The sequence below is a fragment of the Pseudomonas sp. 2024-210 genome (genome assembly GCF_045062345.1).
Lineage (GTDB): Bacteria > Pseudomonadota > Gammaproteobacteria > Pseudomonadales > Pseudomonadaceae > Aquipseudomonas.
Window position 1 is genome coordinate 89,982 of the sequence record NZ_JBJGEJ010000014.1, and the last position, 22,989, is coordinate 112,970.

General features: G+C 56.3%; 28 protein-coding genes and 1 riboswitch. Of the genes, 8 read left to right on the forward strand and 20 right to left on the reverse strand.

The genetic code is table 11. The features are described 5' to 3' along the window. Position 1 precedes the first annotated feature (1 nt). The 5 genes from modB to ACI7MX_RS18000 form a co-directional block, all read right to left on the reverse strand. Positions 2-682 carry a molybdate ABC transporter permease subunit gene (modB, locus tag ACI7MX_RS17980; RefSeq protein WP_405589690.1) on the reverse strand — a complete coding sequence of 227 codons (681 nt, stop codon included), beginning with the start codon at positions 680-682 and terminating at the stop codon, positions 2-4. Next, on the reverse strand, positions 683-1,450 hold the full coding sequence (modA, locus tag ACI7MX_RS17985) for a molybdate ABC transporter substrate-binding protein (RefSeq protein WP_314484039.1): 768 nt from the start codon (positions 1,448-1,450) through the stop codon (positions 683-685). A 122-nt stretch (positions 1,451-1,572) separates the two neighbouring features. After that, positions 1,573-2,229 carry a DNA oxidative demethylase AlkB gene (gene alkB, locus ACI7MX_RS17990; RefSeq protein ID WP_405589693.1) on the reverse strand — a complete coding sequence of 219 codons (657 nt, stop codon included), beginning with the start codon at positions 2,227-2,229 and terminating at the stop codon, positions 1,573-1,575. 2 nt (positions 2,230-2,231) lie between these two features. Continuing rightward, the gene (locus ACI7MX_RS17995; RefSeq protein ID WP_314484033.1) at positions 2,232-2,408 is read right to left on the reverse strand and encodes a hypothetical protein; all 177 of its coding nucleotides are present in this window, start codon (positions 2,406-2,408) and stop codon (positions 2,232-2,234) included. 36 nt (positions 2,409-2,444) lie between these two features. Next, positions 2,445-2,747 carry a DUF1883 domain-containing protein gene (locus ACI7MX_RS18000; RefSeq protein ID WP_003445729.1) on the reverse strand — a complete coding sequence of 101 codons (303 nt, stop codon included), beginning with the start codon at positions 2,745-2,747 and terminating at the stop codon, positions 2,445-2,447. A 209-nt stretch (positions 2,748-2,956) separates the two neighbouring features. Between ACI7MX_RS18000 and ACI7MX_RS18005 the strand changes: the two genes are divergently transcribed. After that, a complete protein-coding gene (locus tag ACI7MX_RS18005; RefSeq protein WP_314484029.1) occupies positions 2,957-3,307 on the forward strand; it encodes a hypothetical protein in 351 nt (116 codons plus the stop codon). An 84-nt stretch (positions 3,308-3,391) separates the two neighbouring features. On the opposite strand, the gene ACI7MX_RS18010 is transcribed toward ACI7MX_RS18005, so the two are convergent. Both ACI7MX_RS18010 and ACI7MX_RS18015 read right to left on the reverse strand, forming a co-directional pair. Further along, positions 3,392-3,673, reverse strand: a complete 282-nt coding sequence (locus tag ACI7MX_RS18010) for a hypothetical protein (protein WP_314484026.1) — start codon at positions 3,671-3,673, stop codon at positions 3,392-3,394. A gap of 26 nt (positions 3,674-3,699) precedes the next feature. After that, positions 3,700-3,891, reverse strand: a complete 192-nt coding sequence (locus ACI7MX_RS18015; RefSeq protein ID WP_314484023.1) for a hypothetical protein — start codon at positions 3,889-3,891, stop codon at positions 3,700-3,702. Between the two features lie 280 nt (positions 3,892-4,171). On the opposite strand from ACI7MX_RS18015, the gene galU reads away from it, so the two are divergent. The 6 genes from galU to ACI7MX_RS18045 all read left to right on the forward strand — a co-directional run bounded on the left by galU (position 4,172) and on the right by ACI7MX_RS18045 (position 8,810). After that, the gene (gene galU, locus ACI7MX_RS18020) at positions 4,172-5,011 is read left to right on the forward strand and encodes a UTP--glucose-1-phosphate uridylyltransferase GalU (protein WP_405589699.1); all 840 of its coding nucleotides are present in this window, start codon (positions 4,172-4,174) and stop codon (positions 5,009-5,011) included. Between the two features lie 133 nt (positions 5,012-5,144). Next, the gene (gene gorA / locus ACI7MX_RS18025; protein WP_314484013.1) at positions 5,145-6,503 is read left to right on the forward strand and encodes a glutathione-disulfide reductase; all 1,359 of its coding nucleotides are present in this window, start codon (positions 5,145-5,147) and stop codon (positions 6,501-6,503) included. 315 nt (positions 6,504-6,818) lie between these two features. Further along, entirely contained in the window at positions 6,819-7,424 is a 606-nt protein-coding gene (locus ACI7MX_RS18030) for an SCO family protein (protein WP_122782723.1), read from the forward strand. Between the two features lie 28 nt (positions 7,425-7,452). Further along, entirely contained in the window at positions 7,453-7,914 is a 462-nt protein-coding gene (locus ACI7MX_RS18035; RefSeq protein WP_405589703.1) for a copper chaperone PCu(A)C, read from the forward strand. Between the two features lie 265 nt (positions 7,915-8,179). Beyond that, on the forward strand, positions 8,180-8,332 hold the full coding sequence (locus tag ACI7MX_RS18040; protein ID WP_405589705.1) for a hypothetical protein: 153 nt from the start codon (positions 8,180-8,182) through the stop codon (positions 8,330-8,332). Then, complete coding sequence (locus ACI7MX_RS18045; protein WP_405589708.1) at positions 8,319-8,810, forward strand: GNAT family N-acetyltransferase; 492 nt, start codon at positions 8,319-8,321, stop codon at positions 8,808-8,810. Before ACI7MX_RS18040 ends, ACI7MX_RS18045 begins: the two co-directional genes overlap by 14 nt. A gap of 4 nt (positions 8,811-8,814) precedes the next feature. Here ACI7MX_RS18045 and ACI7MX_RS18050 read toward each other — a convergent pair whose 3' ends face one another. The 6 genes from ACI7MX_RS18050 to ACI7MX_RS18075 form a co-directional block, all read right to left on the reverse strand. After that, complete coding sequence (locus ACI7MX_RS18050; protein ID WP_405589711.1) at positions 8,815-10,158, reverse strand: OprD family porin; 1,344 nt, start codon at positions 10,156-10,158, stop codon at positions 8,815-8,817. Then, positions 10,155-10,595 (reverse strand): pseudoazurin, encoded by a 441-nt coding sequence (locus ACI7MX_RS18055; RefSeq protein WP_314483995.1) that lies wholly within the window; start codon positions 10,593-10,595, stop codon positions 10,155-10,157. The genes ACI7MX_RS18050 and ACI7MX_RS18055 overlap by 4 nt, the downstream gene beginning before the upstream one ends. 22 nt (positions 10,596-10,617) lie before the next feature. Next, positions 10,618-11,394, reverse strand: a complete 777-nt coding sequence (locus tag ACI7MX_RS18060) for an ABC transporter ATP-binding protein (RefSeq protein WP_405589714.1) — start codon at positions 11,392-11,394, stop codon at positions 10,618-10,620. After that, entirely contained in the window at positions 11,391-12,395 is a 1,005-nt protein-coding gene (locus tag ACI7MX_RS18065; RefSeq protein ID WP_405589717.1) for a FecCD family ABC transporter permease, read from the reverse strand. Before ACI7MX_RS18065 ends, ACI7MX_RS18060 begins: the two co-directional genes overlap by 4 nt. Before the next feature lie 8 nt (positions 12,396-12,403). Next, positions 12,404-13,417 (reverse strand): ABC transporter substrate-binding protein, encoded by a 1,014-nt coding sequence (locus ACI7MX_RS18070; RefSeq protein ID WP_405589720.1) that lies wholly within the window; start codon positions 13,415-13,417, stop codon positions 12,404-12,406. A 145-nt stretch (positions 13,418-13,562) separates the two neighbouring features. After that, positions 13,563-13,757: riboswitch (cobalamin riboswitch) on the reverse strand. 32 nt (positions 13,758-13,789) lie between these two features. Next, positions 13,790-14,953 (reverse strand): DUF1624 domain-containing protein, encoded by a 1,164-nt coding sequence (locus tag ACI7MX_RS18075; RefSeq protein ID WP_405589723.1) that lies wholly within the window; start codon positions 14,951-14,953, stop codon positions 13,790-13,792. Between the two features lie 419 nt (positions 14,954-15,372). Here ACI7MX_RS18075 and ACI7MX_RS18080 point away from each other — a divergent pair, with 419 nt between their 5' ends. Beyond that, on the forward strand, positions 15,373-16,473 hold the full coding sequence (locus ACI7MX_RS18080; protein WP_405589725.1) for a polyamine ABC transporter substrate-binding protein: 1,101 nt from the start codon (positions 15,373-15,375) through the stop codon (positions 16,471-16,473). Between the two features lie 29 nt (positions 16,474-16,502). On the opposite strand, the gene ACI7MX_RS18085 is transcribed toward ACI7MX_RS18080, so the two are convergent. Genes ACI7MX_RS18085 through ACI7MX_RS18115 form a run of 7 tightly spaced genes read right to left on the reverse strand, consistent with a single transcriptional unit; the run spans position 16,503 to position 22,769 of the window. Then, positions 16,503-18,599: a flagellar biosynthesis protein FlhA gene (locus tag ACI7MX_RS18085; protein ID WP_405589728.1), complete on the reverse strand. Its 2,097-nt coding sequence runs from the start codon at positions 18,597-18,599 to the stop codon at positions 16,503-16,505. A gap of 2 nt (positions 18,600-18,601) precedes the next feature. Further along, complete coding sequence (gene flhB / locus ACI7MX_RS18090; protein ID WP_405589731.1) at positions 18,602-19,732, reverse strand: flagellar type III secretion system protein FlhB; 1,131 nt, start codon at positions 19,730-19,732, stop codon at positions 18,602-18,604. Further along, positions 19,722-20,525: a flagellar biosynthetic protein FliR gene (gene fliR, locus ACI7MX_RS18095; protein ID WP_314483971.1), complete on the reverse strand. Its 804-nt coding sequence runs from the start codon at positions 20,523-20,525 to the stop codon at positions 19,722-19,724. Before fliR ends, flhB begins: the two co-directional genes overlap by 11 nt. Before the next feature lie 3 nt (positions 20,526-20,528). Further along, on the reverse strand, positions 20,529-20,801 hold the full coding sequence (locus ACI7MX_RS18100) for a flagellar biosynthetic protein FliQ (protein ID WP_122782738.1): 273 nt from the start codon (positions 20,799-20,801) through the stop codon (positions 20,529-20,531). After that, a complete protein-coding gene (gene fliP, locus ACI7MX_RS18105) occupies positions 20,801-21,508 on the reverse strand; it encodes a flagellar type III secretion system pore protein FliP (RefSeq protein ID WP_405589779.1) in 708 nt (235 codons plus the stop codon). The genes ACI7MX_RS18100 and fliP overlap by 1 nt, the downstream gene beginning before the upstream one ends. Positions 21,509-21,564: 56 nt before the next feature. Further along, positions 21,565-21,933 (reverse strand): flagellar motor switch protein FliN, encoded by a 369-nt coding sequence (locus ACI7MX_RS18110; RefSeq protein WP_405589734.1) that lies wholly within the window; start codon positions 21,931-21,933, stop codon positions 21,565-21,567. Further along, complete coding sequence (locus ACI7MX_RS18115) at positions 21,930-22,769, reverse strand: FliM/FliN family flagellar motor switch protein (protein ID WP_405589737.1); 840 nt, start codon at positions 22,767-22,769, stop codon at positions 21,930-21,932. Before ACI7MX_RS18115 ends, ACI7MX_RS18110 begins: the two co-directional genes overlap by 4 nt. Positions 22,770-22,989 lie beyond the last annotated feature (220 nt).

The following is a 22,989-nucleotide window of genomic DNA, read 5'->3' on the forward strand; positions in this document are numbered from 1 at the left end:
CTCAGCTCCAGGTGTTCTGCGATTTGCGGCTTGAATAGAGCGCCAACAGCACCAGAAATGAGAACACCAGCATGGCTGCGGCCAGCCAGTGCGCTTGGGCGTATTCAAGCGCCTCTACGTGATCGTAGATTTGCACCGAGACCACCCGGGTTTTATCGGGAATATTGCCGCCAATCATCAGTACAACACCAAATTCCCCCACCGTATGGGCGAACCCCAAAATAGCGGCCGTCACAAACCCCGGTCGTGCCAGCGGCAAGACGACGTTAAAAAAACAGTCCCATGGGTTGGCCCGCAACGTTGCCGCGACTTCAAGCGGTCTTGGGCCAATGGCTGTAAAGGCGTTTTGCAAAGGTTGTACGACAAAGGGCATGGAGTAGATGACCGAGCCAATGACCAGTCCGCTAAAGCTGAAAGTCAATGTTCCTAAACCGAGCATCTGCGTCAGTTGCCCGACATACCCGTTTGGCCCCATTGCCAGCAGCAGGTAGAAGCCGATGACAGTAGGCGGTAATACCAGGGGCAGGGCGACGATTGCGCCGATCGGTCCGCGCAAACGTGATCGGGTGTGCGCCAGCCAAAGGGCGATCGGGGTGCCGACCAGCAACAAAATGACAGTGGTCAAAGAGGCCAGTTTGAACGTCAGCCAGATCGCCGAAAAGTCGGCACTTGAGAGCGGCATTTACAGTTGATAACCGTAGGATTTGATGATGGCTGCAGCTTTTGGCCCTTTAAGGTACTCCGTCAGCGCCTTGGCCGCCGGGTTGTCCGCGCCTTTCTTGAGAATCACCGCATCTTGCTTGATCGGATCATGCATGGTCTCAGGGATGATCCAGGCGGAGCCGCTGCTGACCTTGCCATCCTTGTAAATCTGCGACAGGGCCACAAAGCCCAATTGCGCGTTGCCAGTCGATACGAACTGATAGGCCTGCGTGATGTTCTGGCCCTCAACGATCTTGTCTTTGACCTTCTCGGTCAGGCCCATCTTGCCCAATACCTGCGTCGCAGCGAGTCCATAAGGGGCTGCTTTGGGATTGGCAATAGCCAGATGCTGATAGGTGCCCTCGTTGAGCACATGACCCGCCGGGTCAACGTAGCCGTCCTTGGCGGACCACAAGGCGAGGGTGCCCACTGCATAGGTAAAACGTGAACCGGGGACGGTCTCACCTTCTTTTTCAAGCTTCTCGGGGGTGCTGTCATCGGCTGCCAAAAACACCTCAAAAGGCGCGCCGTTTTTTATTTGTGTATAGAACTGGCCGGTGGCGCCATACGCAGCGATCAGCTTATGCCCGGTGTCTTTTTCGAAGTCGCTGGCAATGGCTTGAATCGGTGCGGTGAAATTGGCTGCCACAGCCACTTGCACGTCACCGGCGCAGGCAGTGCCCACTGTAAGGCTGGTGATCAGTGCCACAAGCACAGCGGGAGCAAACAGACGAGCGCAAACGTGCATGACAAAACTCCATGTAGAAACGTGGGTAGCCCGGCGTGATACGGCTGTAGCGGGCGGTAGGAAGATAAACGCTATAAATGGAAATTTATAGCGTTTTGCACCCTGAAGCTGAAGCGTCCTGTTCAACCTGCTTTGCGCAGGGTGATATTGAGACGCTGCTCACCCAGCACCGGATGATGGCCGGGTTTAATCGGCAGTACACCGTGAAAGCGCAAGCGATCGACACCGCCCCACACCACGATGTCGCCATGAAACACCGAGATGCGTTGAGTCGGGTCGTTACGTGCAAACCCGCCGAACTGAAAGACCGCAGATAAACCCAGAGAAACTGACACGATAGGGGCTTCAAAGCACCGCTCGTTTTTGTCCTGGTGCAACGACATTTTTGCACCAGGACAATAGGTATTGATCAGGCAGGCGTCGGGTACAAATGCGTTGAACCCTGCAGCCCGGGCGGCTGTTTCGGCCAGCGTCAAAAAGACCTCAGGCATGGCTGGCCAGGGCTGTTCGGTCAACGGATCAATCGGGCTGTAGCGGTAGCCCTCGCGGTCGGTTGTCCAGCCCAGGGCGCCACAACTGCTAAGGCGTGCAGACATCGTGTAACCGCCGGGTGTTTGCATCTGCCGAAAAGGCGATTGGCACAGGACAGGTGTCAGTGCCGCCAGCAATGAGTCGACCCACGGCAAAGCAAACCCGCGCAAAACAACGGCCTGTTCGCCGATACGATCGAGCCGATCAGGTTGCTGCAGGTCGTCATCGGCGAACAGGTCGAGCGTCATGTTTAGAGAGGCTTGCTGACTTTTACATCAGTGATCTTGTCGTCCGAATCATGCATGCGCTCAAGCGCTGCGTGCGCTTCTTCATCAGATTTTTGGCTCAAGTTCACAAACTCGAAACGGCGCTCGCCATTGAGTAGGTATTTGATGACGTATTTTTTAGTCTCGGAAGGAGTTTTCACGCTATTTCCTGTATTTAAAGGCGATGGGCGTCAGGCTTAGCGGAGCTTTGAGCTGGAGCGGCGAACGATTTTAATGGTCGGCTGAAAGCTCGGCTTGCGGGTGACGCTGATCGCACGGCTGGTGACGGTGTCGATGGTAATGTTCCAGAAACCTGTGCTCGGCGCCGTGATACGGGCCGGGAAGTCCTTGAACGCACCACCGTGATAGGAGTGACGGCCGCCATTTTTGAAGCTGCGAAAATGTGCGTCGCTCATCAGGCGAATGTTGCAGGGCTGGGAGCATTCGATGACGACGATGTCATCTTCGTTCAAATGCTCGCGCTGGTGAATAAACTTCATGGGTGCTCCAATAAGGGCTGCTGTCGCTAAAAAATCAGCAAGATAACATGTGCTTTAGTACTGACAGGGGTCTAAAGGCGCTTATTATGCCGCGATGCGATATTTCTGACGTAAAATCCGGACAAATCGCCACAGCAGAATCTTTATTCCCTCAGTCAGGGAGAAAATTCGGGAATTTTCGGTCGTAAGATCTTTAACGGAGGACATGTATGAAGTGGGGCGTTTTGCTGGCGATGCTGGCTTTGGGTGGCTGTGCATCAGTTACGGATATTGAGCAGACGTTACCGACCATGAGTGTGATTTCAGGCAAGAAGCCTGATGCCTACGCTCAGTGCCTGGTGCAAGAGTTGTCGCACACACGTAAGGCACCGCAGATTGAGCCGCATAAAGAAGGGTTACGTATCATCGTCCCGCAAAAGTTGACTTCCAATCCTACCGCTGTGATTGACATTGAAGAGCGTTCGGGTGGTAGCAGCATCAAGGTTTACGAAAGCATGTCGAACGTGCCCGTTCGACCCGGTGATATTCGCAAAGCCGCAACACATTGTATTTCTGGTTAACCAGGCATCCATCAAGCTTTGTCAGGGTTTTCAGCCTGACGACTGCGCCATGCAGCGTCAGGCATGCCTGAAGCCCTCACGTTCTTACTTGCACACGACAACGATATTTCGGCTGTTGAAATTTCCTACATCCACCCCGAGGGTCTTGTCGCTTTCCCTGACCGCAGGTGAACCGTCTGTCCCGACAATTGAGTAACCGGTGCCTGCGCAAGACGCGTCTGCCTTTTCGTAGCACTTGGCCCACGACATGGCTTCGCCAGAACAGTCTATGCTCAAGCCTTGTTTGCCATCGGCCAAGTAGGTATTGGATGCAGTGGCACAGCCGCCAAGCGCCAGAAGTGCGAGTAGTGCGAGGGCTTTATTCATGGAGGGTCATCATCGAAAGTGAGAGGTCAGGATTTACTTTTGCCCTTGCGGGCGGGTGCTGCGGGCTGATCCTGAAACACAGAAGCCACCTCGATGGCTGATTGTTCTGAGGTAAAAGGGCCAGCGACGTTTTCATCTGAAGCATCGGCGATCCACCATTGGTCAGTGCCGACTTTTTTGATCAGGTAACCATTGATGGTGTGTGTAGGATCTGACATGGAGCGTAGGCCTTAATGGGTGGAAATTGGCGCAATAATACCGCCAATTCTTCATCTCAGGCGGCTTATATGGCAGGTTGCCTGTACCGATGAGAAGACCGGGAGGCGGCGTCATAGGTTCAATAAACCCATCCTGAATATGAAAAAAATGTAATAAATGAACTAACTGGCACTAATTTTCTCTATGAGTGATCAGTTTGCTATCAGGGGCCATTGTAACGCTGCAGCCGCCTGATTAGACTGCGCCAAATTCGAACGTACAGCCCTTTAAAGGACTCATATGATCAAGAAATGCTTGTTCCCTGCAGCCGGTTACGGCACTCGCTTTTTGCCAGCGACCAAAGCCATGCCTAAAGAAATGCTGCCGGTGGTGAACAAGCCACTGATCCAGTACGGGGTTGAGGAAGCACTGGATGCCGGTCTAAACGAAATCTCCATCGTGACAGGGCGCGGCAAACGCGCACTTGAAGACCACTTCGACATCAGCTACGAGCTGGAAAACCAGATCAAGGGTACTGATAAAGAGAAGTACCTGGTCGGCATCCGTCGTTTGCTGAGCGAGTGCTCGTTCTCGTACACCCGTCAAACTGAAATGAAAGGTTTGGGTCACGCCATTTTGACTGGCCGCCCGTTGATCGGCGACGAACCCTTCGCCGTCGTATTGGCGGACGACCTGTGCGTTAACCTGGAAGGTGATGGCGTTCTGACGCAAATGGTCAAGCTGTACAACCAGTACCGCTGCACCATTATCGCCATTCAGGAAGTTGATCCGGCAGAAACCAACAAGTACGGCGTTATCGCCGGCGATCTGATTGGGGATGACCTGTATCGCGTGCGCAACATGGTCGAAAAACCAGCACCGGAAGATGCGCCGTCGAATCTGGCCATCATCGGTCGTTACATTTTGACCCCGGACATCTTTGATCTCATCAAGCAGACCGAGCCGGGCAAAGGCGGCGAGATTCAGATCACCGACGCCCTGATGAAACAAGCGCAGAACGGTTGCGTTATTGCCTATAAGTTCAAAGGCAAGCGTTTCGACTGCGGCGGTGCTGAAGGCTACATCGAGGCGACTAACTTCTGCTTCGAGAACTTCTACAAAACAGGCAAAGCTTACTAAAACCGCCTGTATTGAGTGTGTTTCAAGACCAAGCCACCTCCGGGTGGCTTTGTCGTTTTTTAGCCTTCGGCCAGCCCGGCGCTGGTCAATCGCGCTGGAGCGATTATGCTGTTGGACTTCTTGGGAGAGCGAAATGGCCTACGAATTTGATTTGTTTGTAATTGGTGCAGGTTCCGGTGGCGTGCGTGCGGCTCGCTTTGCAGCGGGCTTCGGTGCAAAAGTCGCGGTAGCAGAAAGCCGCTACTTGGGCGGTACGTGCGTAAACGTGGGCTGCGTGCCTAAGAAACTGTTGGTTTACGGTGCCCACTTCGCTGAAGACTTCGAACAGGCGTCGGGTTTTGGCTGGAGTCTGGGTGAAGCGAACTTTGACTGGGCGACACTGATCGCCAACAAGGACCGTGAAATCCATCGCCTGAATGGCATCTATCGCAACCTGCTGGTTAACAGCGGCGTCACCTTGATGGAAGGTCATGCCAAGATCACTGGCCCCCACGAAGTGGAAGTGAACGGCCAGCGGCACAGCGCCCAGCACATTTTGATTGCCACGGGCGGCTGGCCGCAGATTCCAGAAATCCCGGGTCATGAGCACGCGATCAGTTCCAACGAGGCGTTCTTCCTTAAAGAACTGCCCAAGCGGGTGTTGGTGGTAGGCGGTGGCTACATTGCCGTGGAATTTGCCGGGATTTTCCACGGGCTGGGCGCCAAGACGTCCTTGTTGTATCGCGGCGAGATGTTCCTGCGCGGTTTCGACGGGGCAGTGCGCAAACACTTGCACGAAGAACTGACCAAGCGCGGCATGGATGTGCAGTTCAATGCCGACATTGCTCGTATCGACAAGCAGCCTGATGGCAGTTTAAAAGCCACGCTTAAAGATGGCCGTGAGTTGATGGCCGACTGTGTATTCTATGCAACCGGACGGCGTCCGATGCTGGACAACCTTGGCCTGGAAAACACCGGCGTCAAACTCGATAAGCGCGGTTTTGTTGAGGTCGATGAGCTGTATCAAAGTGCCGAGCCGTCCATTCTTGCTATCGGCGATGTGATCGGTCGCGTGCAGCTGACGCCGGTCGCACTGGCTGAAGGCATGGCCGTGGCACGGCGCCTGTTCAAGCCTGAACAATACCGTGCAGTGGACTACAACATGATCCCGACAGCGGTGTTCAGTTTGCCTAATATTGGCACGGTGGGGTTGAGTGAAGAGCAGGCCATCGAAAACGGGCACAAGGTGCAGATATTCGAAAGCAGTTTCCGGCCCATGAAACTGACGCTCACGCCGTGTCAGGAGCGCACCTTGATGAAGCTTGTGGTCGATGCCGACACCGATAAAGTGTTGGGTTGCCACATGGTTGGGCCAGAAGCCGGGGAGATTGTGCAAGGTTTGGCGATTGCCTTGAAAGCAGGCGCCACCAAGCAGCACTTCGACGAAACCATCGGCGTTCACCCCACCGCGGCCGAAGAGTTCGTCACCATGCGTACACCGGTTAATCGTTAAGTCCCGGCACGCAACTTCAGGCTTGCACAGTGCAGGTCTGAAGTTCCCCTTCCTTTAAAGTCTGCCTGAGACGATTTGTCGCAGGCGGGCCGTGTTGCCCGGTTTTACTGGCTGTAAGAAGCGCAGCGCACTCATTCAGTGCATACCCGCCGTGCGGCAAGTTGTTGAGAGTGTTAAATTCGCCCCCCATGTAAAGGTCTACCCACAGCAATCGTGCGCACTTGCCTTTTGAGTCGAGCCGCGTACACACCTGCCATCCATTGCGCAGGTTCAAGGCTTCTGAATGCAGTCGAAGTCGCTTAGAGGAACGATGACATGAACGAATTACTGACTCGCCGCCACGTGCTTGCAGGCCTTGGCGTGCTCAGTCTTGGTTTACTTTCGGGCTGCGACATGGGCAGCGGTTTGTCTTACAAGTACGCAAAAGATCTGAGCAACGAGATTCTCGGGCGCAAGTTCAAACTGCGCGACGTGGATGGCAATGAAGTGATGCTGGGCAGTTTTCGAGGAATGATGCCGATGATTTTCTTCGGTTTCACTCAGTGTCCTGCGGTCTGCCCGACTGCACTGGCGCGTGCGGCACAAGCCAAGAAGTTGATGGGCCCAGACGGTGACCGCTTGCAGGTGGTGTTTATCACCCTGGACCCTGAGCGGGACAAACCCGCCATGCTCGATGCTTACGTAAAAGCCTTTGACCCGACGTTTATCTCGCTGTCTGGCACGCTGGAAGAAACAGCCGCCACGGCGAAGGAATTCAAGGTGTTTTACGAGAAGATCCCTACCGGTTCGTCGTATACCCTGTCGCACACGGCCACCAGTTTTGTCTTTGATTCCCGTGGTGTATTGCGCATGGGTTTGTCGCCTTCGCTGTCTGCCAAGCAATGCGCCGAAGACCTGCTTACGGTGATGTCAGTCTGCTGATTTAACGTCCTTTGAATGAGCCAATACCATGAAACCTGTTAAGTATCTGTTGTTGTCGTTACTGGGCATGAGCCTGCATGTGTCTGCACAAACCGTGGTTGATGATGCCTGGGTGCGCGCCACTGTGCCCGGCCAGCCGTTCAGCGGTGCCTTCATGCACATTACTGCCGCCACTGACAGCAAGCTGGTAGAGGTCAAATCACCTGTCGCCAAGACTGTGCAAATTCATGAGTCGAAGATGGAAAACGACGTGATGAGCATGCAGGCTGTTCCTTCAATCGCCTTGCCGGCGGGTAAAACCGTCAACATCGAGCCTGAGGGTTATCACGTGATGTTGATTGACCTCGTGGGTCAGATCAAAGAGGGCGATAGCGTACCGCTGACCCTGATTGTCGAAGACAGTAAAGGGGCCAAAGAATCGATTGAAGTCCAGGCGCAGGCGCGTGCTTTGAACACCATGCCGATGCATGACCATCAGCACATGCACTAAGGCGTCACCCCGAGATTGTGTTGTAGCCGCTGACGAAGGCTGCGATCGAGCGCGCAGCGGTACGCAGCCTGCCGCAGCTGCTACAAAGTTCTGCGCCGAGTCGCTGGCGTAACCTGTAGCCGCTGTCGAGGAACGAAGGCTGCGTTCGGCGGCGAAGCCGTCGTAAAACCTGACACCCCGAGTCGTCCCATTTAGCGACCGCTTCGCGTTCGATCGCAGCCTTCGGCAGCGGCTACAGGTCAGGTGTAGCCGCTGACGAGGAACGATGGCTGCGATCGGCGATGCAATCGTCGCAAATGCGATGAACTCGATATTACTGATAGATCGGATGGAGTGGTTTGCGACGGCTTTGCCGCCGGTCGCAGCTTCGTTCCTCGTCAGCGGCTCCAGGATTGATGTGCTAGATGATCACGATTGAACAGGTCGCTTCAGCAGACGTCCCGCAAACGCGGGACTTTGTGCTGGAGGCCCGTGCCGCGCTGTTTCCCAAATTGAACGCCAGCGGTATGCCTACTGATCTGGCTCAGTTTGAGCAGACCTATATCCAGGGTGAAGGCTGCTTTCTGATCGCGCGTCAGAATGGGCGGATCGTCGCCTCGATTGGCTATGTGCCCTATGACCACCGTTTTACGCAACTGGATTATCGGGGGCTCAAGGTGGTTGAGGTGGTGCGTCTGTTTGTACTGCCACCGTGTCGCCGCTCAGGGGTGGCGCGCGCGCTCTACGACGCCTTGAAAACCCGTGCGGTTGAAGCCGGTGTCGAGCTGATGTATTTGCACACCCACCCGTTTCTGCCCGGCGCTATCGAGTTCTGGCGGCGACAGGGTTATACCATCACGGATGTAGAGGACGATCCGGTCTGGCAAACGACCCATATGCAGTGCCGTTTGCCGTAGCCCGTCAGAAACGGCCGGTGAGCGGGTATTCAACGGCCAGGCGAATCTGGTCAGTGTCCAGTTCCGCTTGCGCGCTGTTGCCCCGATGCACGTTGTGGCGCAGTGAAATGATGGCACCCTTGGCGGTGCCACTTTGCACCACATAACGCGCCTCCAGATCACGTTCCCAGTGTTTGCCATTCTTGCCGTAACCTAAATACGCATAGCCGCCTTTGGGGTCTACGTGGCTGCCGTCGATATGGCTGCCGCGCACATAGGCTGCGCTGAAAACCAGTCCGGGCAGGCCCCACGGGGTCATGGCCAAATCGTAACGGGCTTGCCAGGACTGTTCGTTTGGTGCGTTGAAGTCAGACAATTGCACGGCATTGGTGATGAAGATTGCGCCGCGTGTCACGTAGTCAAATGGCGTGTCGCCGTGCACTTTCTGGTAGCCAAGGCTCAAGTTATGCGGGCCGTGGGCGTAGGTGCCAAGCAAACTCCAAGTGGTGTTGTCGATAGTGCCTGACAACGCCTTGCCTTCATCGGTGGTGCGGTACAGGTTGAGATTCAGCGAAACGGACTGGTTGTCATCGATGGCCTGGCTGAACACTGCGCCCAGATAGTGCTGGTTCCAGGTGTCTTGATAACGAGACGTGTACAGGCTGGCTGTCAGGTTCTTGGCCGGGGTATAGACCATACCCGCGAGGTCAAATGCATCGCCTTTTGGCCCATTCGAATAGTTCACCACAAAGCCCTGATCGTGGCTGCTGGCGTTACGGTCAGTGCTCTCGGTAAAGTGTCCGCCGACCATTTTCAGTGCGTTAAATTCGTTGCTGGTGACAAATGCGCCGGTGGCTGTTTCGGGCAACAGGCGGCTGTCGGACGAGCTGAATACCGGGGTTTTGACGCGTTGCTCACCGTAGGACACGACGGTGTTGGACATGCGCAGCTTGACCGCCGCGCCGGCCCGGCCGTAATTGTCTTTGGGGTAGCCGTCATTATCCAGCCCCAGCAGGCGGGCCTTGCCCGCACGGCCGCCGCCACTGTCAAGTTTTAGCGCCATGTAACCGTGAGCATCAATACCCACTCCGATAAGCCCTTGGGTAAAACCTGATTGCAGAGTGCCCATTAACCCGTAGGCCCATTCCTCGGCATAGCCATTGCGCTCAGAACGTGGCTTGTAGGCATTGCGTGAGCCACTGTTGCTGGCACCGTGGCGGTATTCGCGATGGTCATACACCGTGCGATTAAGCACGTTCCAGGTGCTGTCTTCGATAAAACCGTTGGCTTGCTCCTGTGCAGACTCAGCCAATGCCAAGGGGCTGGCAAGGGTCAGCAGTAGGGCGGAGCGAGAGTAGAGGCCGGTCATTGAGCCGCCTGCTGTTTTTGCAATGCAGCGTTCATGCGGTCCAGTGCACGCTTGGGCAGGGTGGCGGGCAGTTGGGGAGCTTGCGCGGCCGGTTCGCCGACCTGAATCAGCATCACCATGCCCATCGCAAGGTGCGGAATGCATTGAATGCCGTAAAGCCCGGGAACGGTAAAGGTCTGTTCAATTTCCTCATTGATTTTGCCTTTGAACGCTTGCGCCCCATCAGGCAGTAGCTCCGGCAAAGTGGCGGCGTTATGGCCACTTTGCGTGGCGACGAACTTGACGGTATCGCCGGGGGCTATCTGTAAGTAATCCGGCTCATAGACCATGCCAGCTGTGGCGCTACGGGTGAGCATTTTCACTTCATGGGTTTGGGCCCACGTAGATGAACAGAGCAGGGCAGCACTCAACAGCACACCAAGGGATGAAATACGCATCGTGGTTTATCCATAAAAGGGTTCAAGAGGGGCGCAAACGCAGAATCTTTGCCCCGTCGAAAGGGTCGGTCAAATAATGGGCGTGTACACCAAATGTGGCGTGCAAGCGTTGGGGGGTCAGCACATCACATGGCTTGCCCAGAGCGACCAACTGCCCCCGTTCTAACACCGCCACGCGGTCGCAACTCAGCGCCTGGTTAAGGTCATGGAGTGCGATCAGTGTGGTGACGGTCAAATCCTGCACGGTCTTCAAAATAGACAGCTGATGCAGGATGTCCAAATGGTTGGTGGGTTCGTCCAGCAGCAGAATGTGCGGACGCTGGGCCAAGGCCCGGGCAATGTGAACGCGCTGACGCTCACCGCCCGAAAGGTCGCGCCAAATCCGCCTGCGCAGATGGCTCACGTCCACATCGCGAAGCGCTTGTTCGACGATGGCAGTGTCTTCCACCGACCACGGGCGCAGCGCCGACAGCCAAGGTGTGCGGCCCAGTGCAACGGCCTCGAACACACTCACGGCGTCGTGGGTATCGGCCTGTTGCTCGACCACGGCCAGTTGCTGCGCAATACGCCGCCTGGCCATTGCCTGCAGCGGTTGTCCGTTCAGCAGCACCTGGCCCTGACTGGCGGTACGTAGATTGGCCAGCAGCTTGATCAAGGTCGACTTTCCCGAACCGTTCGGGCCGACAATGCCCAGCGTCTCGCCAGCGCGAACCTTCAGATTGATACCGTTTAACAGTACGCAATCGCGCACCGCGTAACTCAGGTCGTGGCAACTCAGCACCGCACGCTCATCCGTCATCGGGCACTCCTGCGGCCTATCAGTATCAACACAAACACCGGCGCGCCCACCAAGGCTGTGACGACACCGACGGGGATCACTTGCCCCTTGATCAGGGTGCGCGAAAGAATATCGGCCGCTATCAGAAACAGGGCGCCACCCAGCGCGCTGGCAGGCAGCAGCCGGCCATGGCCAGTGCCCAATAGCAAGCGCGCAGCATGGGGGATGACCAGCCCGACAAAACCGATTGAGCCGACAATGGAGACCATCACAGCCGTGATCAGCGCCGTACAACTGATCAGCAGAAACTGCATGCGGCGCACCGGGATACCCAGTGAGGCGGCTGAATCACTGCCAAAGGCAAAGGCATCCAGCGCCCGCCGGTGCCACAGGCACACCGCCAGCCCGGCCAGTGCCACCGGCACGGCCAGCCACACCGAAGGCCAGCGCACGCCGCTGAGATTGCCCAGTAACCAGAACATAATGCCGCGCGCCTGTTCGGCACTGGCCGATTTAGTGATCAAAAAAGCGGTGATGGCGTTGAACAGTTGTGAACCGGCGATGCCGGCCAGGATGATTTGGCCGGTTCCGTTAGCAGGGCCACTGGCACGGGCCAGCAATACCACCAGTGAAAAAGCACCAATGGCGCCTGCAAATGCACCCGCCGACAGGCTGATGGCCCCGGCACCCAAGCCCAGCAAGGCAATCAATACCGCGCCGGTTGAGGCACCGGCTGAAATGCCGAGCAGGTAGGGATCGGCCAGAGGGTTGCGCAATAACGACTGCAACACCACCCCGCAGGTGGCCAGCCCGGCACCGCAGGCGGCAGCGACCAGTGCACGGGTCAGTCTGTAGTTCCACACAATGCCTTCGTCTATAGGGTCCAGCACATAGCCAGCGCCCCACATTTTGTTGGCCAGGACCCGCACCACCACGCCCGGCTCAATCGCGGTTTCACCAATGGCCACTCCGGCAAGGATGGCCAGCAACAACATCGCCAAGGACGCCAGCCAAGGCAGCATTCGCACACTCATTGCGCCGCGTTGCTGTCATGAATGGCGTTTGCGAGTGTTTCAAACCCGTCAAAAAGACGCAGGCTGGCCTGCATGGCGTCGGCATCGAGAATGATGATGCGGTTGTTTTTGACCGCATCCATGTTGCGGGTCACTGGATCAGAGCGCAGAAATTCAAGCTTTTTCTCATAGTCGTCCGCGGGGAAGCGACGGCGATCCATGCGTGCGATGACCACAAAGGTCGGGTTGGCTTTGGCCAGTGTTTCCCAGCCAACCGTTGGCCATTCTTCATCGGACTCCACCACATTGCGCACGCCCAGCGTGTTGAGCATAAAGTCAGGAATGCCCTTGCGACCGGCCACGTAGGGGTCGATGTCGAGGTCGGCACTGGAGAACCAGAACAGCGCGCTGGTGTGCTTGAGGTCTTTGCCCTTGATTGAGGCCAGGGATTTTTCCAGACGCGCTTTGAGCACTTCATTAAGTTGCTCACCGCGATCCTGCACATCAAAAATCTGCGCCAACTGGCTGATGCTTTTGTACACGCTGTCGATGCGAAAGGGTTGCAGGCGTGTGCCGTCGGCGCCGACCAGATTGTCTTTGCCCTCGCAATCGGAGGGCATCAAGTAGGTCGGGATGTTGAGTTCATGAAACTGTTCGCGGGTGCCGACCACGCCTTGTGGACCGACCATCCACTCCAACTGCACGGCGACCAGTTCAGGGCGCTTGCCGACCACCGCTTCGAAACTGGGATCGTTGTCTGCCAGACGCTCAACCTTGTCGTTCTGCGCTTGGTACAGGGGAGAGACATCGTTGAACCACAGCGAGGTACCGACCAGCTTGTCGCCCAACCCCAAGGCATAAAGCATTTCAGTCCCGGCCTGGCCGATGGTCACGGCGCGTTGCGGGGCATGTTGAAATGTCAGCGCCGTGCCACAGTTCTCTATCGTCAATGGATAGTGGGTGGGAGCGGCCAGGGTCAGGGTAGGCATGCTCAAGGCGGTGGCAAGGGCGGCGGCGCGGTACAGCATCATGATGCAATCTCCATTTGGATCGTACACAGAGCGGGAGCGTACGGCCTGGAAACACATCGTTGAGCACGGCTTTTTAAGCAGAGCAAGGCCGGTCAGGTGAATGACACGCGCAGCAAGGATGTCCTTCCCGGGCACCCCGCCGGTCAGTAGGTGTTGCTATGCCGGCAGGTCTCCTGACTGATGCGTCATCGCCCGGCTCCAGCCTTCCCGGGGGTAACCCAGTGGCGTTCAAGGAGCAGGCTCAGCACCTACAGTTGCGGGGGCAGTTCCGTTTGGGGCTGTGTTAGCCCCTCGGATTCCCTTTTAATCCCGTTTGGGGACCGGCGGCGGCATGTTAGACGAACACGTCGTGGATAGGGGAAAAACTCATTATCAGAAGTATTTCAGCCATGAAATATCTCGTCGCCGACTTTTCAGCGCAGCAAACCAGCGCACGGGCATGTACAGCGCAGCAGCCAGCAACACAGCCATCAACCAGACGGCGACGATACTGTCGAATCCAAAGTAACTGCCCTGATTGAGACCAAAAACCGCGACGCCGATCAGATAAAGCACTTTCAACGCGTACAGATGGAGCAGGTAAAAGAACATGGGCGCAGCGCCAAATACCGCGAGGGTGCGAACCCATGCACGGTGTTGCGCCCGTTCAAAGGCCAGTAACAGCAAAAAGCCTGCGCCCAGCGTTAGTGCCAGAAACAGCAAAGAAGGCGGGTACTTGGTGATATTGAAAAAGCTCATCAACGTGGCCAGCCAGTGGTCGTGGTCCACCCAGGCAGCCTCGCCATACCCATTGAGTAATCGCAACAACACAAAGCCGAGCAGGGCGCCCAGACCCGAGCGCAACAAGTACTGCTGACGCTGGCTCGCCGAGGCGCTGCGTGCAAACCACGGGCCCAGGCAGTAGCCCAACGCGATCACGCCTATCCACGGCAATAGCGGGTAGGACGTGCGCAATCGCAGGGTCTCTGAGAATTCGATCCAGCCGCGATCATGCAGCACCGCCCACGGCACATGCAGGGCTGAACCCTGCGGGAAATGGACGGTGTCGAGCAGGTTGTGCCCGCCAATAATGATCATCGCCAGTAGCAACAGAAGAGGGCGCGGCAGCCACACCAGCACCGCCAGAGCCATCATGCTGACGCCAATGGCCCAAATCACTTGCAGATAAATCACGGTGGGAGGGAATTGAAAGGTCCAGGCGAAGTTCACCAGCGTGAACTCCAACACCACCAGGAACAGCCCGCGTTTGAACAGAAACGCCGAAACGTCGCGTGTGCCCTGATATTTTTCACCGAACAGGTAGGCTGAAAGGCCCGTCAGCAACACGAACACTGGCGCACACAGGTGGGCAAGGGTGCGACTGAAAAACAGGCTGGGGTCGGTGAGTTCTATGTTCATAGGGTCTGCGACTTGGCGGTGCAGAAAGAAGGTTTCGCGCACATGGTCCAACAGCATAAACAGGATCACACACCCGCGAAGGGCGTCGATGGACAGCAAGCGCTGACGTGAGGGCGGGGCATGGGCAGTGGTCGTCATTAGGGGATCGCAAACAAGGAGTAGGTCAAAAGTGCTGTTACCTTATAACATCCGTATTGAGGTTGTCATCCGATAACAGCGCTGCCGTGAACCGATCCGATAGTTTTGATCGTGCTCAACCCCGAGATCAAAGCTCGGCGACCATCAAGCTGTAAGGCGTTAAGTGTAAATAACTTCCTGTTCTCCCTCTTACAGCGGTTGTTTAACAGTGGCAGATACCAATCGGGTCACACACATTGGCCAAATCTATCCCTTTTTGGCCGGTCTCCCACTGTGATCCGGCCAAGTGCTCAGCAAGAATCTAAAGCGCAGACACATTAATCAAAAAATATCCGATGTGCCCTTGGCCAGTTGCAGTCCGCATAACCGAGCGCAGATTCATTTCGTAGCGATCTCACGCCACTTTGGGGAACTCATTCATGGTCTCGATAAAACATTTACTCGGCGCCGCCGTGTGTTCACTGTCGCTGCTAGCCGCTGCCGTGCACGCTGAACAGCGTGAACTGCGGGTGTACAACTGGGCGGACTACATCCTGCCGTCCGTGCCCAAAGACTTTGCCCGCCAGACGGGCATCAAGGTGATATGGGACACGTTCGATACCAATGAATCCCTTGAGGCCAAGTTACTGACCGGCAACTCGGGCTATGACCTGGTGGTGCCGTCCAATCAATTTCTCGACACCCAGATCAAGGCCGGGGTATTCCAGAAGCTCGACAAGTCGAAACTGCCCAACTGGCAGCATCAAGACCCGGCCTTGCTCAAGTTGCTGGAAGCCAATGACCCCGGGAACCAATACGCCGTGCCGTATATGGTCGGCACCGTGTTGATCGGCTTCAACCCGGCGAAGGTCAAGGCAGCGCTGGGTGACGACGCGCCGGTGGACAGTTGGGACCTGGTGTTCAAACCCGAGAACATGGAAAAGCTCAAATCCTGCGGTGTGGCCATGCTCGACTCGCCCTCGGAGATTCTGCCATTGGCACTGCATTACTTAGGTCTGGACCCCAACAGTGAAAACCCGGCCGACTATGAAAAGGCCAAGGCGTTGATGATGAAAATCCGCCCCTACGTCACCTACTTCAATTCGGCCAAGTACATGACCGACATTGCCAATGGTGATATTTGCGTGGCCATCGGTTACTCGGGCAGCTTTTATCAGTTTGCCAATCGCGCCAAGGAAGCCGGTAACGGCGTAGTGGTTGACTGGCGCTTGCCAAAAGAAGGGGCGCCCATCTGGTTCGACACCTTTGCGATTCCTAAAAGTGCCAAAAACGTTGAAGAGGCTCACCAGTTTCTGAACACCTTGCTGGAGCCCAAGGTCATTGCCAGGATCAGTGATTTCCTCGGCTACCCCAACGCCAACAAAGACGCGCTGGCGTTGATCAACAAGGACATTAACGACAACCCCAACCTGACACCGACCCCTGAGGCCTTGAAGTCGTTGTACATCGTCAAGCCATTGCCGCAAAAACTGGAGCGGGTGCGTACCCGTACCTGGACCAGTATCAAGTCGGATAAGTAGATCGGCAGCAAGGGGCGCCGTTAGGGGTTCTAGCCCAGCGTCCCGACAATGTTGACGCTGACGTTTTCCGGAATTTCGTTCTGTGACAGGACGTGCAGTCCCGGGCTGAACACTCGGGCATAGCGGGCCAGCAGCGGGCGCAGTTGCGGCATGACAGTCAGCACCGGAGGGTGGCCGTCCTTGCGCAGTTTCTCTTTGACAATCGGCATGGCATTTTGCAGCTGGTTAAGCAGGTTCGGCTCCACCGGAATGTTGTCCAGGCTCACCGGCCCGGCTTGCTGCGCAATGCTCAGCGCGCCGAGCAAGGTGTTCTCGAGGGCGTTATCCAACACAAAGACACTGACTTCGTCGCGTCGCCCGGTAATGCTGGCCACGATGTTGCGGCGCAACGCATAGCGTACATCCGCCGCCAGCAGCACTGGATCCTTGGTGTTTTCACTGCTTTCGACCAAGGCGCTGGCCACCGTGACGATGTCGCGCAGTGAGATATTTTCGGTCAGCAACTGGCGATACACCTTATGTTGCTGGGTATAGTTGAGTTGCGCTTTAAGGTTGTCGGCCAGTTTGGGCGCCACTTCGCTTAGGCGTTGCATCAGATGGTCGACATCGTCGTGTTTGAAAATATCGGCCAGGTGATCGCGAATCACTTTGTTCAGGTGGGTCGCCACCACGCCCGCGCAATCCACCACTTGATAACCCAGGTTAAGTGCCCGGCTTTTATCGGCAGGCTTGATCCACACCACCGGCATTTTGTAGGCGGGATCAATGCCCAGAATCCCATCGATTTCGCCATACAACTGCGCCGATGCAATCGCCATCAAGTGATCTGCATGCACCTCGGCGCCCTCAATCTGCTCGCCATTGATATGGATCGAGTAAAAGGCAGCTTTGAGTCGCAAGCTGTCGCGCATGTGGATTTCAGGCAACAGAAACCCCAGGTTTTCTGACAAAGACTGGCGCAACCCGCGCACCCGGTGTGTCAACGGTGCGCCCGCTGCTTCGTTGACCAGCCCGACCAATTTGTAGCCCAGAGACACTGACAGCCGTTCAACGTGAGGAATGTCTTCCCACGCCAAAGTGTGGGTACGCTCGTGTTGCATGGATTCGCTGAGTGCGCTGACCGCGTCGAGTTCTTGCGCCTCCACGGGGGATTGATAGCGCGAGACACACCACGCCAACCCGGCCACCACCGCGGCAAAGCTGAGAAAGGCCAGATGCGGCATGCCCGGCACAATGCCCAGTACCAGCAGAATGCCGGCCACGGTGTACAGCAGGCTGGGAGAGGCCAGCAACTGTCGACGCACCTGGGTGGTAATTTCGGCGGACTCATTGATACGCGTCACGATCAGGGCTGCGGCGGTTGACAGCAGCAACGCCGGAATTTGTGCCACCAGACCGTCGCCGATGGTCAACAACGCGTACTGTTTGAAGGCCAGCCCGGCTGGCAAGTCGTAGACGAACATGCCAATGGCAAAGCCGCCAAACAGGTTGATGGTGAGAATCAGGATGCCGGCAATTGCATCGCCGCGTACAAACTTCGAAGCGCCGTCCATCGCACCGTAGAAGTCGGCTTCCTTGGCGATGGTCTGACGGCGCTGTTTGGCCTGATCCTGAGTAATCAAACCGGCATTGAGGTCTGCATCGATCGCCATTTGTTTACCGGGCAGGGCGTCCAGGGTGAAGCGCGCCGTCACCTCGGAAATACGCTCGCCGCCTTTGGTCACCACCATGAAATTGATGATCATCAGGATCACAAACACGATCATGCCGACAATAAAGTTGCCGCCGATGACCACCTCACCGAAGGCTTCAATCACTTTACCCGCGGCCCCCGTGCCCGTATGGCCTTCAAGCAGCACAATACGGGTAGACGCCACGTTGAGGGTCAGGCGCAACAGCGTTGTGACCAGAATCACGGTGGGGAACAGGGAAAAATCCAGCGGGCTTTTCGAGGACACGCTGACCATCAACACCAGCACCGCCATGGCAATGTTGAACGTAAACAAAATGTCCAGCAGCAAGGGCGGCAGGGGCAAGATGATCATCGCCAGAATGGACAGGATCACCACCGGGATGCCGATACGTCCGCTGCGCAGGGTCGGCAGGAGGGTGTGCAGTACGTTCATGATTACGCCTTGTTCGCCATGCGTTCTGGAATAGGGAGGTTGTCGGGCAGTTGCGGCTTGGCGCGCAGGCCGCTTTTGTAGGCTTTTAATTGCAGGATGTAGGTGAGCACGTGCGCCACGGCGGCATACAGCGGGCTCGGAATCTGTTGATTGACCTGGGTGCTGAAGTAAATAGCCCGGGCCAGCGGCGGTATCTCCAGCACTTCCAGCGCATTGGCGGCAGCCATCGTGCGGATGTACAAAGCCATCTCGTCGACGCCTTTTGCGACCACGTACGGGGCCTGGGCCTTTTTGATGTCGTATTTGAGCACCACGGCGTAATGCTGTGGATTGACGATCACAGCGTCCGCGGTCTTCATCACGTGGCTGACCTGGCGCTGGGAAATCTGACGCTGAATCTGCTTGATCCGCGCTTTGACCTCGGGCCGACCTTCCTGATTTTTATGTTCTTCCTTGCGCTCCTGCTTGGTCATGCGCAGCTTTTTAAGAAAGAAATACTTCTGGATAGGGATGTCGATGGCGGCGAACACGACGAACATGCCCATCAGCGCCAGCAAGGTATCAAACAGAATCCTGAAGGACGTGCCAATGGCGGTGAGCAGGCTGGTGCGTTGCAGCGCAATCAGGTGCGGCACCGCATCACTGATCAGCGCCCAGGCCACGGCAATCAACAAGGCAATCTTGAGCATCGACTTGATCAGCTCGATCCAGTTCTGTTTGGAAACTATTCGGCCCAGCCCGGTAACAGGGTTGAGCTTGCTGAATTTTGGCGCGAAGTTTTTGGCCACAAATACCCAACCGCCCGGTACCAGCGAAAACACCACCACCAACACACTGGTGAGCAGCAAGGGGGCGAGCATCGTGATAAACAAACCGAGGTTGTGAGCCAGTATCAGGGTGAGGTCGTTCTGGGTGATCTCGCTCCAGTTGAGGTTCAAATACGAAATGCGAAAGCTGTCCTGAAACCCCTGGTAAAAGCGCTCAAACGTAAGCCTGAGAATAAACAGGGTCACCAGCAAGGACACCGTGGTGGAGAGATCCTTGGAGCGAGTGACCTGGCCGTCCTCCCGGCTTTTGCGCAGTTTTTGCTGCGAGGCTTCTTCGGTCTTTTCCTGCGCGCTGTCATTGGACACCTTGACCGTCCTCCATCATCAGGCCGATGTTGTCCAGCAACTCGCGGGTCAGGTGCAAGTAGTGTTCCGGCAGGTTGGGAATGGTCATGTAAATGCACAGCAGGCCGACCACAATGGTGATCGGGAACCCCAGTGAAAACAGGTTCATGGAGGGCGAAATACGGTTGAGCAGGCCGAAGCAGAACTGCACCAGCACCATGCAGAACACCATCGGCAGGGTCAGCAACACAGCGGCGCTGAACACCCAGGCAATGGCTTTGATAAACAGGGTATAGCTGTGATAGTTCAGGCCGCTGCCCACTGGCCAGTGACTGAAACTCTTGAACAACACACTCAGCACCAGCAGGTGGCCGTCAATGGCCAAAAACAGAAAGGCCAGCAACACAAAGTACAGTTGGTAAACGATGGAGGACGAGGACACCCCGTTTATCGGGTCGTTGTAGCGGGCCATGCTCATGCCCATTTGCGACGACACCACTTCACCGACCACGCTGAACACCGTGAACACCAGTTGCAGGGTCAATCCGAGCATCAAACCGAAGGCGATCTGTTCCAGTGCGGTCATCACGCCCCGGGCGGACAACGGGTCAATCTCGGGCACAGGCGGCAACGCGGCGCCCACCGCCGCCGTGATGACCAGTGCCAGCAACACACGGATTTTTCGCGACATCGCCTTGTGATTGAACAGCGGGGCCATGCTGAACACGGCCATCAGCCTGCAAAAAGGCCACCAGTAGCCCTGCAAGGCCTGCAAGTACTGACTGGCCTGAAACAGCGGCTCAGTTGCGTGCATGGGTCAGCCCACCAAGGTTCCGGCTTGCTTGAAGGTTTCGATAAACAGATCGCTGAGGGTGCGCAAGATCCAGTTGCCGCCCCAAATCAGCATCCCCAGCGTGATCAGCAGGCGCGGCAAAAAACTAAGCATTTGCTCATTGATCTGGGTGGCGGCCTGAAACACGCTGACCACCAGCCCCCCCAGCAGGCTTGGCACCACCAGCACGCAGACGATCAGTGCAGTAATCTGGATCGCATTGCTGACAAGGCCTGCAGCGATTTCCGGTGTCAGCATCAGCCACCTCCAAAAGGTTGAATGCTGGAGGTCAGGGTGCCCACCAGCAGCGCCCAGCCGTCGACCAACACAAACACCATCAGCTTGAAGGGCAGCGAAATCATCATGGGCGACAGCATCATCATGCCCATGGCCATCAGTACACTGGCCACCACCAGATCAATCACCAGAAACGGCAAGAAAATCATGAAGCCCAGTTGAAAGGCGGCTTTGACTTCGCTGAGCACAAAGGCCGGGAGCAGCAGTGAGAAATCCAGGGTTTCCAGGTTCTGCGGCAAAGGCTCGTTGGCCAGCGCCACCATGGTTTCGAGAGATGCCTTGTTGGTTTGCGCCAGCATGAAACCGCTGATGCTCTTCTTGGCGACTTCGAGCCCTTGCTCCATGGAAATCAGGTCGCTCTGAAAAGGCTCATAGGCCTCGCTGTAGATCTCCATCCACACGGGGCGCATCACCAGCATGGTCAGGCACAGGGCAATGCCGATCAAAATCTGGTTGGGCGGGCTTTGCTGCAAGCCCAGCGCCTGGCGCAAGATGGCCAGCACGATGATGAAGCGGGTAAAGCTGGTCATCATCATGAGCATGGCGGGCAGAAAGCCGAGCAGGGTCATCATGATCAGGATCTGCAGCTTGATGCTCAGTACCTGACCAGTTTCGCTGTCATTGAGGCTGAACAGCGAAATGTCACCGCTGGCGGCCACGGCGGGCATCGGGACCAACACCACGAGCAGCAACAGGCAGCCCTGAGCGAACTGCTTTAGGCGACTCATCCGCTCAGATCGCTGAGGTTTGAGCCACATAACTCAACGATCTTCATGCCATAGTTGCCATTGACCACCACCACTTCAGCCTTGGCAAAGAGGGCACCGTTAACCTTCACATCCAGCGGCGCGCCCGCGAGTTTGTCGAGGGCGATCACGCTACTGATGTCCACGTCCATTAACTCGCGCAACGTGATATCGGTAGAGGCCACTTCGAGTGTCACGTTGACCGGGATCTTGCCGAAAAACTTCAAGTCCTGCTGAGGCAGTGGCTCACGGGCAGGCGGGGCGGGCAGGGAAGGCTCGGGCTCGAGATCAAGCTGAGCATCATCGAGCAAGTTGTCCAGTTCGGTATCGCTAAGGGAGCTGTTCATGGGCTTTTGACACTGTCCAGAGAAGTTAAATACAAGGCCCCGTCATCTTCGGCGAGGGTTGCGTGGAACAACTTTTGCTGCTTGATGTGCACTTCGCAGCGCTCCAGCAAGCGCACCATCACAATGTCATCGACGCCCAGCGCCAGCACACTGACCAAGGGCATTTGCATGCGCGCCAGTACGCAGTCCAGGCGCACCGGCAATTGGCTGATCCGCTGCTCGTCGGGGTGCGCCATGGCGGTCGGCGCAGGTTCGCTCAGATGGCGTGTCAGCTCGTCAACGGCGTGGGTATCGAGAAACAGGTAGACCGAAGCGTCAGCGCCCGCTTGCAGGCTGCCGAACACAAACTCGACGCAATAGCCCCAGTGAATTTCTTCATACGTACTGATCGCGTCGTCAATGTGCTTCAGGGGTGTACCCCCGGTGAGCATCCGCGCGCATATCCGGCAAAGGTCGATGCCCATTCTTGCGAGCAGGCGGGTTTCCGACGCACTGACCGGCGGGTCATTCTGGCTGGTCGGGCTAATACCGCCGTAATAACTTTCAAGTAACTCCGCTATTAGAGGGCGATCAATACTGAAGCCTAACGTGCCGATTTCGGTGTGATAGCGACAATCGGGCGCCTGCGTAAAGTGTTCGTGAATACGCACGTGCTGCAAGTCGCTATTGATTCGGTACTGGCTCAGGAAGTAATCAGGAAGAGCACGGGCATATTTACCGGTGATGCCTTTTATATAGTCAGGCACTTTGTGGTGATGCCGTCCCAGTTTCTCAGGCTTTAAAAACGTGAGCGCTTCAGCGGGCACCGAATGGTGAACTTTAGTGTGGGGCGTCATGGTGATTGCAACATTCTCTGGTTACCGCCTGGAGGGGCACTGAATGGGGCAAACGCTAAGGTTTATGCGCGCTGCTGGCTAATCAAAAACTATCAAAAGGGCCAGTTGACAAGGGTTTGATACGTTCGACGAAGATTTGATGATTCATGATTATTCAGCGCGGGGGCGCAGGGGTAATGTTCGCCAGCGTCGTCGCTGTAAATCACTCACCTACATACTT

Excerpts from the sequence above, each read along its gene's own strand:
- modB (WP_405589690.1), bottom strand. The coding sequence starts at position 682 with ATGCCGCTCTCAAGTGCCGACTTTTCGGCGATCTGGCTGACGTTCAAA.
- modA (WP_314484039.1), bottom strand. The coding sequence starts at position 1,450 with ATGCACGTTTGCGCTCGTCTGTTTGCTCCCGCTGTGCTTGTGGCACTG.
- alkB (WP_405589693.1), bottom strand. The coding sequence starts at position 2,229 with ATGACGCTCGACCTGTTCGCCGATGACGACCTGCAGCAACCTGATCGG.
- ACI7MX_RS18000 (WP_003445729.1), bottom strand. The coding sequence starts at position 2,747 with ATGAAGTTTATTCACCAGCGCGAGCATTTGAACGAAGATGACATCGTC.
- ACI7MX_RS18005 (WP_314484029.1), top strand. The coding sequence starts at position 2,957 with ATGAAGTGGGGCGTTTTGCTGGCGATGCTGGCTTTGGGTGGCTGTGCA.
- ACI7MX_RS18010 (WP_314484026.1), bottom strand. The coding sequence starts at position 3,673 with ATGAATAAAGCCCTCGCACTACTCGCACTTCTGGCGCTTGGCGGCTGT.
- ACI7MX_RS18015 (WP_314484023.1), bottom strand. The coding sequence starts at position 3,891 with ATGTCAGATCCTACACACACCATCAATGGTTACCTGATCAAAAAAGTC.
- galU (WP_405589699.1), top strand. The coding sequence starts at position 4,172 with ATGATCAAGAAATGCTTGTTCCCTGCAGCCGGTTACGGCACTCGCTTT.
- gorA (WP_314484013.1), top strand. The coding sequence starts at position 5,145 with ATGGCCTACGAATTTGATTTGTTTGTAATTGGTGCAGGTTCCGGTGGC.
- ACI7MX_RS18030 (WP_122782723.1), top strand. The coding sequence starts at position 6,819 with ATGAACGAATTACTGACTCGCCGCCACGTGCTTGCAGGCCTTGGCGTG.
- ACI7MX_RS18035 (WP_405589703.1), top strand. The coding sequence starts at position 7,453 with ATGAAACCTGTTAAGTATCTGTTGTTGTCGTTACTGGGCATGAGCCTG.
- ACI7MX_RS18040 (WP_405589705.1), top strand. The coding sequence starts at position 8,180 with ATGGCTGCGATCGGCGATGCAATCGTCGCAAATGCGATGAACTCGATA.
- ACI7MX_RS18045 (WP_405589708.1), top strand. The coding sequence starts at position 8,319 with ATGATCACGATTGAACAGGTCGCTTCAGCAGACGTCCCGCAAACGCGG.
- ACI7MX_RS18050 (WP_405589711.1), bottom strand. The coding sequence starts at position 10,158 with ATGACCGGCCTCTACTCTCGCTCCGCCCTACTGCTGACCCTTGCCAGC.
- ACI7MX_RS18055 (WP_314483995.1), bottom strand. The coding sequence starts at position 10,595 with ATGCGTATTTCATCCCTTGGTGTGCTGTTGAGTGCTGCCCTGCTCTGT.
- ACI7MX_RS18060 (WP_405589714.1), bottom strand. The coding sequence starts at position 11,394 with ATGACGGATGAGCGTGCGGTGCTGAGTTGCCACGACCTGAGTTACGCG.
- ACI7MX_RS18065 (WP_405589717.1), bottom strand. The coding sequence starts at position 12,395 with ATGCTGCCTTGGCTGGCGTCCTTGGCGATGTTGTTGCTGGCCATCCTT.
- ACI7MX_RS18070 (WP_405589720.1), bottom strand. The coding sequence starts at position 13,417 with ATGATGCTGTACCGCGCCGCCGCCCTTGCCACCGCCTTGAGCATGCCT.
- ACI7MX_RS18075 (WP_405589723.1), bottom strand. The coding sequence starts at position 14,953 with ATGACGACCACTGCCCATGCCCCGCCCTCACGTCAGCGCTTGCTGTCC.
- ACI7MX_RS18080 (WP_405589725.1), top strand. The coding sequence starts at position 15,373 with ATGGTCTCGATAAAACATTTACTCGGCGCCGCCGTGTGTTCACTGTCG.
- ACI7MX_RS18085 (WP_405589728.1), bottom strand. The coding sequence starts at position 18,599 with ATGAACGTACTGCACACCCTCCTGCCGACCCTGCGCAGCGGACGTATC.
- fliR (WP_314483971.1), bottom strand. The coding sequence starts at position 20,525 with ATGCACGCAACTGAGCCGCTGTTTCAGGCCAGTCAGTACTTGCAGGCC.
- ACI7MX_RS18100 (WP_122782738.1), bottom strand. The coding sequence starts at position 20,801 with ATGCTGACACCGGAAATCGCTGCAGGCCTTGTCAGCAATGCGATCCAG.
- fliP (WP_405589779.1), bottom strand. The coding sequence starts at position 21,508 with ATGCCCGCCGTGGCCGCCAGCGGTGACATTTCGCTGTTCAGCCTCAAT.
- ACI7MX_RS18110 (WP_405589734.1), bottom strand. The coding sequence starts at position 21,933 with ATGAACAGCTCCCTTAGCGATACCGAACTGGACAACTTGCTCGATGAT.
- ACI7MX_RS18115 (WP_405589737.1), bottom strand. The coding sequence starts at position 22,769 with ATGACGCCCCACACTAAAGTTCACCATTCGGTGCCCGCTGAAGCGCTC.